Source organism: Halomonas sp. MMH1-48 (assembly GCF_022348105.1).
In the GTDB taxonomy this organism is placed as follows: domain Bacteria; phylum Pseudomonadota; class Gammaproteobacteria; order Pseudomonadales; family Halomonadaceae; genus Vreelandella; species Vreelandella piezotolerans.
This window is the reverse complement of the sequence record NZ_JAKRFL010000001.1, coordinates 408,998-419,972: the sequence shown is the minus strand read 5'-3', so window position 1 is coordinate 419,972 and position 10,975 is coordinate 408,998. Positions and strand designations below refer to the sequence as shown.

The 10,975-nt window shown below is 57.6% G+C and carries 14 protein-coding genes; 3 read left to right on the top strand and 11 right to left on the bottom strand.

The genetic code is table 11. From position 1 onward, the window contains the following. Window position 1 precedes the first annotated feature (1 nt). Entirely contained in the window at window positions 2-523 is a 522-nt protein-coding gene (yjgA, locus tag MHM37_RS02020) for a ribosome biogenesis factor YjgA (protein ID WP_239295611.1), read from the bottom strand. A gap of 95 nt (window positions 524-618) precedes the next feature. On the opposite strand from yjgA, the gene pmbA reads away from it, so the two are divergent. Continuing rightward, complete coding sequence (pmbA, locus tag MHM37_RS02015) at window positions 619-1,959, top strand: metalloprotease PmbA (RefSeq protein WP_239295612.1); 1,341 nt, start codon at window positions 619-621, stop codon at window positions 1,957-1,959. 16 nt (window positions 1,960-1,975) lie between these two features. Here the strand turns inward: pmbA and MHM37_RS02010 are convergent, their stop codons facing one another. The 10 genes from MHM37_RS02010 to MHM37_RS01965 all read right to left on the bottom strand — a co-directional run bounded on the left by MHM37_RS02010 (window position 1,976) and on the right by MHM37_RS01965 (window position 9,077). Continuing rightward, window positions 1,976-2,245 (bottom strand): HPr family phosphocarrier protein, encoded by a 270-nt coding sequence (locus MHM37_RS02010; protein WP_139527156.1) that lies wholly within the window; start codon window positions 2,243-2,245, stop codon window positions 1,976-1,978. A gap of 38 nt (window positions 2,246-2,283) precedes the next feature. Next, window positions 2,284-3,201 carry an RNase adapter RapZ gene (gene rapZ, locus MHM37_RS02005; RefSeq protein WP_139527157.1) on the bottom strand — a complete coding sequence of 306 codons (918 nt, stop codon included), beginning with the start codon at window positions 3,199-3,201 and terminating at the stop codon, window positions 2,284-2,286. Between the two features lie 58 nt (window positions 3,202-3,259). Then, window positions 3,260-3,727, bottom strand: a complete 468-nt coding sequence (ptsN, locus tag MHM37_RS02000; protein WP_139527158.1) for a PTS IIA-like nitrogen regulatory protein PtsN — start codon at window positions 3,725-3,727, stop codon at window positions 3,260-3,262. 4 nt (window positions 3,728-3,731) lie between these two features. Continuing rightward, on the bottom strand, window positions 3,732-4,040 hold the full coding sequence (gene raiA, locus MHM37_RS01995) for a ribosome-associated translation inhibitor RaiA (protein WP_027335376.1): 309 nt from the start codon (window positions 4,038-4,040) through the stop codon (window positions 3,732-3,734). Between the two features lie 97 nt (window positions 4,041-4,137). Further along, entirely contained in the window at window positions 4,138-5,553 is a 1,416-nt protein-coding gene (locus MHM37_RS01990) for an RNA polymerase factor sigma-54 (RefSeq protein ID WP_139527159.1), read from the bottom strand. A 105-nt stretch (window positions 5,554-5,658) separates the two neighbouring features. After that, window positions 5,659-6,417 (bottom strand): LPS export ABC transporter ATP-binding protein, encoded by a 759-nt coding sequence (lptB, locus tag MHM37_RS01985; protein ID WP_139527160.1) that lies wholly within the window; start codon window positions 6,415-6,417, stop codon window positions 5,659-5,661. Between the two features lie 13 nt (window positions 6,418-6,430). Beyond that, window positions 6,431-6,925, bottom strand: a complete 495-nt coding sequence (gene lptA / locus MHM37_RS01980) for a lipopolysaccharide transport periplasmic protein LptA (protein WP_239295613.1) — start codon at window positions 6,923-6,925, stop codon at window positions 6,431-6,433. Window positions 6,926-6,933: 8 nt separating this feature from the next. After that, window positions 6,934-7,506 carry an LPS export ABC transporter periplasmic protein LptC gene (gene lptC, locus MHM37_RS01975; protein ID WP_139527162.1) on the bottom strand — a complete coding sequence of 191 codons (573 nt, stop codon included), beginning with the start codon at window positions 7,504-7,506 and terminating at the stop codon, window positions 6,934-6,936. Further along, window positions 7,506-8,048 (bottom strand): HAD hydrolase family protein, encoded by a 543-nt coding sequence (locus tag MHM37_RS01970; protein WP_139527163.1) that lies wholly within the window; start codon window positions 8,046-8,048, stop codon window positions 7,506-7,508. The genes lptC and MHM37_RS01970 overlap by 1 nt, the downstream gene beginning before the upstream one ends. A gap of 42 nt (window positions 8,049-8,090) precedes the next feature. Continuing rightward, window positions 8,091-9,077, bottom strand: coding sequence for a KpsF/GutQ family sugar-phosphate isomerase (locus MHM37_RS01965; RefSeq protein WP_139527164.1), 987 nt, complete (start codon window positions 9,075-9,077; stop codon window positions 8,091-8,093). 271 nt (window positions 9,078-9,348) lie between these two features. On the opposite strand from MHM37_RS01965, the gene MHM37_RS01960 reads away from it, so the two are divergent. Together MHM37_RS01960 and mlaE are read left to right on the top strand one after the other, a co-directional pair. Beyond that, a complete protein-coding gene (locus tag MHM37_RS01960) occupies window positions 9,349-10,170 on the top strand; it encodes an ATP-binding cassette domain-containing protein (protein ID WP_239295614.1) in 822 nt (273 codons plus the stop codon). After that, window positions 10,171-10,971 carry a lipid asymmetry maintenance ABC transporter permease subunit MlaE gene (mlaE, locus tag MHM37_RS01955; protein WP_139527166.1) on the top strand — a complete coding sequence of 267 codons (801 nt, stop codon included), beginning with the start codon at window positions 10,171-10,173 and terminating at the stop codon, window positions 10,969-10,971. Window positions 10,972-10,975: the final 4 nt, after the last annotated feature.

The window sequence follows — 10,975 nt, the reverse complement described above, 5'->3', positions numbered from 1 at the left end:
CTTACAGCGCTAGCGTCTCACGCAGGTGTTTGAACAGCTTGCGCGAGCTGGTGGGGGGCTTGCCCTGTTCGCGTTCTTTACGCGCGTTGCGCACGAGTTGGCGCAGCGCTTGCCGATCCGCATTGGGATAATCGACCATGAAGAGATCGACGGCATCGTCGCCCTCGTCGATCATGCGGTCTCGCCACTTTTCCAGGCGATGAAAAGCATGATCGCGCTGCTCTTTTTCTTGTTCGATGGCGTCGAAAACGCCTTGAATGGCCGTTAGATCCTCTTTGCGGATGAGCTTGCCAACGTACTGCATGTGACGTCGGCGGCCCTCATGGGAGCGAATGCGAGCGGTTTCATCGATGGCGCGCAGCATATCGTCAGACAGCGGAAAGCGTGAGCGTTCGGTGGAGTTCATGGCAATCAGGGTTTCGCCAAGCGCCTGTAAGGCGTGCATTTCTCGCTTTAGCTGCGATTTACTGGGGCGCTCTACCTGTTCGTCGATGTCAATTGGCTCGGGACGTTGCTTGGGCATATAGCTACTCACAGATTAGATTCGTTCGCAGCATTATATCAGGCTGTGACCACAACATTGATCCGCCAACGCGTTTCAGGCGAAAAGGAGGCCACATGGCACAGGCATTTGATGCATCGGCGCAGCAGGCATTACTGACACAGCGCGCTGAAGAAGCGCTTGCCCTAGCAAAGCAGCTAGGTGCAGATGCTGCTGAAGTGGGTGCCAGCGTCGATCAAGGCATGGGCGTCAGCGTTCGTTTAGGCGAGGTGGAAACCGTTGAGCTGTCGCGCGATCAGGGAATTGCGGTAACGCTATACGTGGGCAAGAGAAAGGGGAGCGCCTCGTCTACCGATGCCAGCAGCGCGTCGATTCGCGCAACGGTCGAGAAAGCGCTCGCGATCGCGCGCTATACCGGAGAAGATCCTGCCGCCGGTTTGGCAGACGCGTCGCTGATGGCCACCGAGCTACCCGATTTGAAAGTCCACCACCCGTGGACGCTCACCACGGATGAGGCCATCGACCTGGCCCTTCGCTGCGAGCAGGCTGGACGCAGCGCGGAGGGGATTCATCAGTCGGAGGGTGCGTCACTCTCCAGCGGCGAGGGTGTCCGTGTTTATGCCAACAGCCACGGATTTTTGGGCACTCAAAAAGGCAGCAATCACTCGCTCTCATGCATGCTGATCGCCCAGGACGATCAGGGTATGCAGCGCGACTATGATTACACCGCCGCACGTAATCCACACCATTTACGCAGCCCGGAAGAGGTCGGTCGAGAAGCGGCAACTCGCACGCTTCGCCGACTGGGTGCGCGTCGGCCACCGACCGGTACCTTTCCGGTGCTGTTCGACCCTACGCTAGCCAGCGGCCTGATCGGTCATCTAATGAGCGCCTTGGCAGGCGGTGCGCTATACCGAGAAGCCTCTTTTCTGTGTGACCGTCTGGGAACGCCGCTTTTCCCCGAGTGGTTTGGCTTGGAAGAGCGACCCATGGAAGTGGGGGCGACGGCGAGCTCGCCGTTCGATGCCGAGGGGGTGCAAACCCGTAATAATCGATTCATCGATCGGGGGCAGGTTGCCAGCTACATGCTTTCTGCTTATAGCGCACGGCGTTTAGGTATGCACTCGACTGGAAATGCAGGTGGCGCGCGCAATTTACGCCTGCTGGCTCCGTTAACGCCACGAGCCGAGCTGTTGAGTCAGATGGGGCAAGGTATTTGGGTCACCGAACTCATGGGGCAGGGGGTGAACGGTGTGACCGGTGATTACTCGCGGGGAGCGGCAGGCTTTTGGATTGAAAACGGTGAAGTTCAGTACCCAATCGAGGAGTTCACGATCGCCGGTAACCTGAACAAGATGTTTGCCGGGCTGAGCGGCGTAGGGGATGACACGGATACACGGGGCAGCATTCACACGGGGAGCTGGCTGGTGGATGCGATGACCGTGGCGGGCAGCTAAGCGTACGCTGCATCGATTACTGATCTTCTTCAAACCGAGCGTCGAATAGCGCCTCGATAGCATCGAGCGCTCGTTCGGCGTCTTCCCCTTCTGCAATGACGGTGAGCTCGGTACCGCAGGGCGCGGCGAGCATGAGCAGTGACATGATATTGGCAGCATCCGCTTTTTGCTGCTTCTTGTACACATGAATCTGGGCAGAGAACTGCTGGCCACACTGAACCAGTTTGGTGGCTGCGCGGGCGTGAAGGCCGCGCTGATTGGTAAGGGTCAACGTTCTTTCGGGCACTCTGGTTCCTTTTTGCCGAGTGGGGTTTTAGGGAGGGCTCAGGGAGTACTGGGCGTCGCCGCCGTATGTTGGGTTGTCGGCGTTTCGCTGAGCGTGTACTGCAGCCCTAGCTCGCGATGCCTCAACTGCACTTCCCCTGTTTGTTTGACGAGCCGCTGTGCAAGCTGCTCGATCATATAAACGGACCGGTGTTGGCCGCCCGTGCAGCCAATGGCCACGGTCATATAGCTGCGATGGCTATTTTGATAAGCTGGTAGCCACTTCTCCAGCCACGTTTCAATATCGCTTGCCATGGCCTCTACCACGGGGTAGCCGCTCAAGAAGTCGATGATGTTGGCGTCGCGACCGGTATATTGGCGCAGAGTAGGGTCCCAATAAGGATTGGGCAAGCAGCGTACGTCGAACACGAGGTCGGCATCCAGCGGAACGCCGCGTTTGTAGCCAAAGGACTCGAAGGTGAGCGTCAGTTGATGCTGGCGCTGATGAGCTACTTGGTCGGTAATGCGGCGTCGCAGATCGTGTACGGAGAGTCGAGACGTATCGATCAATAAATCGGCGAGGTCGCGAATGTCATTCAGCGTCTCTTCTTCTTTGTTGATCGCTTCTTCCAGCGTCATGTCGCTATCACGGGTGAGGGGATGACGACGGCGGGTGGCCGAGTAACGCTCCAGCAAAATACGCGCATCGGTTGTCAGGTAGATCACCTGAAAACGAATTTCCCGGTGGCGCAATTCTTCAAGTAGCGCTGGCAGACGCTCCAGCGCAGTAGGTAAGTTGCGTGCGTCGATACTGACGGCAATCCGGGTGCGCTCACCCTGGGCGCGCAACTCGTCGATAAGCGAGCCCAACAGCATGGCAGGCAAGTTATCGATCGCGTAATAGCCAAGATCTTCCAGCGCTTGTAAGGCGATAGACTTACCGGAACCTGAACGGCCGCTAATGATCACCAGTTGCATAGCGTCTCTCTTGGCGTTTGAGCGTAAGAAGTAAAGACAAATTGAAGGAGTAGATCTGTTACGCAGCCTGTTCGCGTATCTTGGCCGTTATCAGCGTCAACAGTTCTTTTTGACTGCCTGCTTTGCGCAGCTGTTGGCGAGTATCGGCGTCGTTCATGATCGTCGCGACTTGTCCGAGCAAAGCAAGGTGCGTGTCATCGGCTTCTTCAGGCACCAGCAAAACGAACACGAGATCGACCGGGTCCCCATCGATGGCATCGAAATCGACGGGTTCCGCCAGTTTCAAAAAGCCAGCAATGGGGGCACTGCAGTGCGGGCTTCTTGCGTGGGGAATGGCAACACCGTTGCCAATCCCCGTGCTGCCAAGACGCTCGCGCCCAATCAAACGACTGAACACTTCTTGGCTGTCAAGGCTGGGCGTGTTTTGGGCGATAAAGGTGCTGAAAAACTCCAGCACCCGCTTTTTGCTGCCCCCGGGTACGTCATAAAGCACGCGCTCCGGGGGGAGAATGGTTTCCAACGTCATTGAGTTAACGCACGCCTGCGCCTTGAGCGCGAGCTTGTGCTTTTTCCTTGTGTTTGACGAGTTGACGATCGATTTTGTCCGCAAGGGCATCGATGGCGGCATACATATCGTTATCGAGTGCCTCGGCATGAAGGTCAGCACCGGCGGCATGTAGCGTGCACGCTGCCTGCTGGCGCTCCTTTTCGACAGATAAGGTCACTTGTACCGTGGTGATATTGTCGTAGTGTCGTTCGACGCGTTCCAGCTTTTCGTTAACGTAGTCACGCAAGGCGTCAGTCAGTTCAACGTGATGACCAGTGATGTTTACTTGCATTGACGTGCTCCTTATCCATCGGGCTGTACTTCGATTGTAACCCTTTTTACGCTATTGCAAAGCCCTTGCGGTGAGTTTGTCACGACCAAGCGTTTAACTAGCGTAAACGGCGGCGCTCGCTCGAAGAGGGAATGCCCATCGACTCGCGATATTTCGCGACGGTACGTCGTGCCACGCTTATTCCGCCCTCTTCGAGAAGCGTCACCAAGCGACTATCGGAGAGCGGTTTGCCTGAGGGCTCCTCTTGAATGAGCTTTTTGATACGTGCGCGAATGGCCGTGCTCGAGTGGCTGTCGCCGCCGTCTTGGCCACTGACTTGACTGGAGAAAAAGTATTTCAACTCGAACACGCCACGCGGTGTATGAATGAACTTCTGTGTCGTCACGCGGGAAATGGTCGACTCATGCATCTCTACGGCTTCGGCGATGTCGGCCAAGATCAGCGGCTTCATGGCCTCTTCGCCGTGCTCTAGAAAGCCAATTTGGCGAGCGATGATTTCACGCCCCACGCGCAGCAAGGTGTCATTGCGGCTAGAGAGGCTTTTGATCAGCCAGCGCGCTTCTTGAAGGTGCTCTTTCAAGAACTGGTTGTCCTGGCTCTTGTCGGCGCGTTTGATCAAGCTGGCGTAGTCGGGTTGGATGCGTAGCCGTGGAAGAGCGTCCGGGTTGAGCTCTAAATGCCAGCCTTCGTTGTCATGGCGCACGACCAGATCGGGAGTGATGTAGCTATCGTCGGTCACGCCGTAGGCGCTGCCGGGTCGGGGGTCGAGGCTGCGAATTAATCGAATGACGTCATCCAACTGCTCATCGTCCAGGCTCAAACGGCGCTTGAGGAGGCGCATATCGTCTTTGCCTAGCGCCTCCAAAAACTGTCGTACCAGCCGTTTGGCTGGCATCAATAGCGGGGTGTCTTCCGGCAACGCAGCAAGTTGAAGCATCAGACATTCGCGCAGGTCGCGAGCGAATACGCCGGTCGGCTCGAACTGCTGCAAGCGCAGTAGGGTATTTTCCACTTCCCGTTGGCTCAAGCCGTCATGACCTTGTGCTTTGAGCCCTTCACGAATGTCGTTGAGCGGCTGGGTAAGATAACCATTGGCGTCCAGCGCATCGATCAGGCTCTCCGCAATTGCATATTCCCGTGAGCTGACATCGGTCATGGCCAGTTGCCACAGCAAATGGCCATGAAGGCTTTGGCCAGCGGCTTGGCGCTCGAAGTCGGGTCCTTCGCTACCACCGCTCAGACTGCCCATGTCTTGGTAGGTGTCCGACCAGTCGCTGTCGACGGAGAGTTCGTTGGGAATGCTGTCAGACCACTCGGCCTCTTGCGGCTCGCTGACTGCCTGCTCTCCAAACTCGTCCTCTTGCTCGAGCATAGGGTTGGCGTCAAGCGCTTGCTGAATTTCTTGACGGAGGTCCAGCGTAGAGAGCTGCAGCAGGGCAATGGCCTGTTGCAGCTGGGGTGTCATGGTCAGCTGTGTGCCGATACGCAATTGGAGAGAAGCTTTCATGACCATCTGAGAACCACTCGTTAATCAGAAAGCTCCACCCTAGAGCGAGTTATGGCTACGTGCAAGTGCAATAAGCATGCCACTAAAAGAAAAGTTTGGTCAGGCCTCGGTTTAGAGCCGGAAATCAGCGCCCAGATAGACGTCGCGAACCTTTTGGTTATTGAGAATCTCCTGGGCGTTCCCACTGGCGATGATGTGGCCATCGCCAACGATGTAGGCGATATCGCAAATATCCAGGGTTTCACGCACGTTGTGGTCGGTGATCAAGACGCCGATGTGGCGTTTTTTGAGTGCACGGATAATGGTTTTGATTTCGCCGACCGAAATAGGGTCGACCCCGGCAAAGGGTTCGTCGAGTAGAATGAACGCGGGCTCGGTGGCCAGCGACCGCGCGATCTCTACTCGACGGCGCTCGCCTCCTGAGAGGCTCATGCCTAGGTTGTCACGAATATGGGTGATATGAAAATCTTCGAGCAGTGACTCCAGGCGAGCTTCTCTGGCACTGCGATCGAGCGTTTTGCGCGTCTCGAGGATGGCCATGATGTTATCGGCTACCGAGAGCTTGCGAAAAATCGAGGCCTCTTGGGGAAGATACCCAATGCCTGCCATGGCGCGTTCGTGCATGGGCGCGTGGGTCAAATCCAGATCGTCGATACCCACATTGCCCGCATCGGATTTGACCAGTCCGACGATCATGTAAAACGAGGTGGTTTTACCGGCTCCATTGGGGCCCAACAGTCCAACGACACTGCCCTGGGCGATTTCCAGGTTGATGTCCTTGACGACGCGGCGGCGTTTGTAGCTCTTCGCTAGGTGGTGGGCGTAGAGCGTTTTGACAGGTGCGGAATCTGCAGACGTTGATGCTGCCACGTGTGGGCGCTCCCTATTGTTCCGGCTGAAGGGTCATGCGAATGCGCTGGTTGTCGCTACCGTTCACGTCGGAGCGAGCTTGCACCACTTCCTGGTCGATGAAGTACTCCAGGCGGCCCCCTTGAAAGCGGTCGCCTTGCTGGGTCAGTTCGGCTCGGTCGATCAGCTCCACGCGGCGTTCGGCGACGTGATAGATGATGCGCCGCGCCCAACCTTCCATGGGGGTCTCCTGGTCGTCGAGACGATTGCGCAAGTAGGCACGCTCACCCGTGGCAATGGCTTGAGAAAGTTCCCCTGCATCATTGCGCTGAATCTCGACGCGTTCGCCGCGCAATTGCATTTCGCCTTGACGAATATCCACGTTACCTGAGTAAACTGCGGTGCCCGCGCGCTGGTCGAGGTCCAGGCGGTCGGCTTCTACTTCGATGGGTGCTTGGCTTTGCGCCATGGCAGCCGTCGCCAGCGGTAGCGTTAAAGCAAAGAGGGTGGTGCGGAGAGAGGCATTCATCGCGACTCCTAGGGGGTACGAGTGGCCGGCGGATGCACGCCGCGCACGTTGTTGGTCAGGCGGACCTGGCTGTCATCCAGCCAAACGTCCATGCGGGAAGCTTCCATACGCTGAGGGGGCTGCTGCAACAGCACGGGCGTAGTGCTCCAGGCGTGGCGGGTCACGCCATCGTAGTTGAGTTGCTGTGTATCGAGCTGCCAACCCTCTTCAGGCGCGAGCAGCCGGGCAGACCCGCGCAGCGTCAAGGCCTGAGTATCGGTATTCAGGGTGCCGGTATCCGCGGTCGCCAACCACTCCCGCTGTTCGCTATCGAACAGCGTAGCACGTGGCGACACGACATCTGTCATGGCCGTTTGAGGTGTATGCACTAGCCGGGGAGTGACCAGCGACTGCTGAATCGCCCCCGATTCCCCAAATAGGGTGATTTCGGCATTCTCTAATACATGACCTGGCTCCTGAGCGCGCGCTTGCTCGTCGATATCTCGCTCTTGGGCGCTGCGCGGGTCGAGCCAAACCAAAAGCATGCCCAGGACGACGACCAGTGCCGTTACCCAAACTCGTTTTCTGAGCTTTACGCCCATCATGAGTGCCTGTGAAGATAGGTGTCGAGTACGGCATCCCAATGCCCTTGGGAGGTGAGCAGCGTATCGCAAATTTCACGCACCGCGCCGTGCCCGCCCAACCGTTCGGTGATCCAATCGGCGTGGGTATGCATATAATCGGGTGCATTGGGGACCGTGATGCCAACGCCTGCGCGCTTGATGGGTGCCAAGTCTGGCAGGTCGTCCCCGCAGTAAGCGACTTGTTCGAGCGTAATATCCAGCCGCTGGCAGAGGGCTCTCAGGGTCGTGAGTTTGTCTTCGCAGCCTTGATGCACATGGCTGATACCTAGTGCCGCAGCGCGCTGGCTGACCATCGGCGAATCGCGGCCGGTGATGAGCGCCACATGAATGCCAACGCGTTTGAGCAGTTTCAAGCCATGCCCATCCTGAGTGTGAAACGCTTTGATCTCGATGCCGTCGGCTTGAAAGTAGAGTCGGCCGTCCGTCAAAACGCCATCTACGTCTAGCGCAAGTAGTTTTACGCGGCGGAGCCGGTCGAGTAGTGCATCGGGTAGGGCCATATAGCCTCCTTAACATCCATGGCAAAAAGCGTTATCACGCAGTTAAATCACACCGCTGGCCAGTAAGTCATGCATATGTAGCGCGCCGATGGGACGCTGTTGCTCGTCGACGACGGCCAGCGCGGTTATCCGGCTATCTTCCATAATACGTACCGCTTCGGCTGCTAGCACGTCAGGACCGATGCGTTTGCCTGGGCGCGTCATGACGTCGTCGACTCGCACATCGCGCAAGTCATGAAATTGGTCCAATGTGCGTCTCAGGTCACCGTCGGTATATACACCTGCCAAACGGCCTTCGCTATCGATGACGCAGGTGAACCCAAGCCCTTGGCGTGTGATCTCTAAAAGCGCATCGCGTAGCGGGCTACCCAATGCAACCTGAGGCAGCCGCGTGCCGTCGTGCATGAGATCGCGGACTCGCAGTAGCAGCCGCTTGCCGAGGCTTCCGCCCGGATGAGAGAGCGCAAAATCTTCCGCTGTAAAGCCACGTGCTTCAAGCAAGGCCACGGCAAGGGCGTCCCCCAGTGCTAGCGCGGCGGTGGTCGAGCTTGTAGGGGCAAGATCCAGCGGGCAGGCTTCGCGCTCGACGCCGCTGTCCAAATGGGCATCGGCGTGGCGTGCCAGGGTAGAGCCTGGACGTCCAGTCATGCTCACCAGCGGGGTGCCAAGCCTTTTAAGCAGAGGGAGTAGCGCCGTGACTTCAGCTGTTTCGCCGGAGTTAGAGAGCGCCAACACCACGTCGGTACGGGTGATCATACCGAGATCGCCGTGGCTGGCTTCACCTGGGTGTACGAAAAAGGCGGGCGTGCCGGTGCTTGCCAGCGTGGCAGCCAGTTTGCCTGCAATATGACCCGACTTGCCCATGCCGGTCACCACCACGCGGCCTTGGCAGGCGAGAATGAGCTGGCAGGCATGGTCGAATTGGTCGTCTAGCTTGGCTTGGAGGCCGCCGATGGCTGCTTGCTCGATTTGCAGCGTGCGCAGCGCACTTTCACGCAGTTGGCTGGGTGTAGAGAGTGGCTGGCCCATGGCATGTCTCGTTTTCATGATGTGAATGGGTAGCTGGTAAGAATAACATCTTGCGGCGCTATTTAGCTAAATCACGACAAGGTCGTCGATGGTATGGAGGGGCTCCATTGCATGAACGATGGTGCGCTCACTGTTAGCGTCGCTGCTGTTGAGAGTAGCGTTGGATCATGATGTTCGATACTATTTCGAAAACACTGTTTTTTAAACTGCCCTGTGGCTTGTCGGTTTATACTGACGCGTTCTGGCATCAACGAGGAAGGTCAAACATCATATGACGGATGTACCCTTCATACAGGTCGAAGACATCTACTTTTCCCGTGGTGAGAGCGAGATTTTTCGCGGTGTCAGCATGACCATACCTCGCGGGCAAGTGACGGCCATCATGGGGCCAAGCGGTACCGGTAAGACGACGTTGTTGAAGCTCATCGGTGGCCAGCTCACACCCGACCGTGGACGTATCCTCATCGATGGGCAGGACGTGCATCGGCTCTCACGTAAAGCGCTATTCACGCTGCGCAAACGCATGGGCATGCTGTTTCAGAGCGGTGCCCTGTTTTCGGATTTGAACGTTTTTGAAAACGTTGCGTTTCCGCTGCGCGTTCATACGGACCTGCCGGACGCAATGATTCGCGATCTGGTGCTATTGAAGCTTCAGGCGGTAGGGCTGCGCGGCGCGAAGCACCTAACGCCCGCCGAGCTGTCCGGTGGGATGGCGCGTCGGGTGGCGTTGGCGCGTGCCGTGGCACTCGATCCTGAGCTAATACTCTACGACGAGCCATTCGTCGGCCAGGACCCTATTTCCATGGGCGTGCTGGTGCAACTGATCAAACGGCTCAATCAGGCGCTGTCACTCACCTCGGTGGTAGTGTCGCATGACATCAAAGAGACGCTGAGCATCGCGGATTACCTCTACTTGATCGCCGATGGTCAAGTCGTTGCTCACGGGACCCCCAGCACGCTGGAAACGAACCAGGATCCTCGCGTCAACCAATTCATGCACGGCAAGCCAGACGGTCCCGTGCCGTTTCACTATCCCGCAGACCCACTTCACCGGGATATCTTCGGTCACGATTCAGTCACAAAGGCAGGGTAGATGCAGGGCAAATTGACACAATATGCGTCGCGCGTGGCCCGTCTGGGGCGAAAAAGCTGCGATGTCGTCGAGGCGCTGGGGCGCGCGACGGTGTTTCTAGCGCAGTCGGCGATAGGCGTGCCGTCACGGGAAGGGTGGTCGCTTTGGATGCGCCAAATGCACTTCGTCGGAGTGCTGTCGCTGGCCATCGTCCTCGTGTCGGGGCTGTTCATTGGCATGGTGCTGGCGCTACAGGGATATACCATTTTGGTGGATTTTGGTGCCGAACAGGCGCTGGGCCAAATGGTGGCGCTCTCACTGCTGCGTGAGCTTGCCCCTGTGGTGGCTGCGCTGCTGTTTGCGGGGCGAGCCGGGTCTGCTTTGACCGCCGAAATCGGACTGATGAAAGCCACCGAGCAGCTCACTAGTATGGAGATGATTGGCGTCGACCCGCTGCGGCGTGTGGTGGCGCCTAGGCTGTGGGCGGGTTTCGTGGCGTTACCGATGTTGACCGTGGGCTTCAGTGTCGTGGGCATTTGGGGCGGCTACTTGGTCGGTGTCGAGTGGCTGGGCGTGTTCGAGGGCTCGTACTGGAGCAACATGCAGGCCAGCGTGTCGTTTCTCGACGATGTTGGTAACGGTATGATCAAAAGCGTGGTCTTTGCCCTCGTCGTAACCTGGATCGCCGTGTTTCAAGGCTATGACCTCGTGCCGACTTCCGAAGGGATCTCCCGAGCCACCACCCGCACGGTGGTATATTCCTCGCTGGCCGTGCTTGGATTGGATTTCGTTTTAACTGCCGTGATGTTCGGCGGTCTTTAAGGGT

What these genes read in the sequence shown, in the direction of transcription:
- lptC (WP_139527162.1), bottom strand. Translation starts at nt 7,506, where the DNA reads ATGGGCGTAAAGCTCAGAAAACGAGTTTGGGTAACGGCACTGGTCGTC.
- raiA (WP_027335376.1), bottom strand. Translation starts at nt 4,040, where the DNA reads ATGCAAGTAAACATCACTGGTCATCACGTTGAACTGACTGACGCCTTG.
- MHM37_RS01970 (WP_139527163.1), bottom strand. Translation starts at nt 8,048, where the DNA reads ATGGCCCTACCCGATGCACTACTCGACCGGCTCCGCCGCGTAAAACTA.
- MHM37_RS01960 (WP_239295614.1), top strand. Translation starts at nt 9,349, where the DNA reads ATGACGGATGTACCCTTCATACAGGTCGAAGACATCTACTTTTCCCGT.
- MHM37_RS01965 (WP_139527164.1), bottom strand. Translation starts at nt 9,077, where the DNA reads ATGGGCCAGCCACTCTCTACACCCAGCCAACTGCGTGAAAGTGCGCTG.
- yjgA (WP_239295611.1), bottom strand. Translation starts at nt 523, where the DNA reads ATGCCCAAGCAACGTCCCGAGCCAATTGACATCGACGAACAGGTAGAG.
- rapZ (WP_139527157.1), bottom strand. Translation starts at nt 3,201, where the DNA reads ATGCAACTGGTGATCATTAGCGGCCGTTCAGGTTCCGGTAAGTCTATC.
- MHM37_RS01990 (WP_139527159.1), bottom strand. Translation starts at nt 5,553, where the DNA reads ATGGTCATGAAAGCTTCTCTCCAATTGCGTATCGGCACACAGCTGACC.
- ptsN (WP_139527158.1), bottom strand. Translation starts at nt 3,727, where the DNA reads ATGACGTTGGAAACCATTCTCCCCCCGGAGCGCGTGCTTTATGACGTA.
- lptA (WP_239295613.1), bottom strand. Translation starts at nt 6,925, where the DNA reads ATGAATGCCTCTCTCCGCACCACCCTCTTTGCTTTAACGCTACCGCTG.
- pmbA (WP_239295612.1), top strand. Translation starts at nt 619, where the DNA reads ATGGCACAGGCATTTGATGCATCGGCGCAGCAGGCATTACTGACACAG.
- mlaE (WP_139527166.1), top strand. Translation starts at nt 10,171, where the DNA reads ATGCAGGGCAAATTGACACAATATGCGTCGCGCGTGGCCCGTCTGGGG.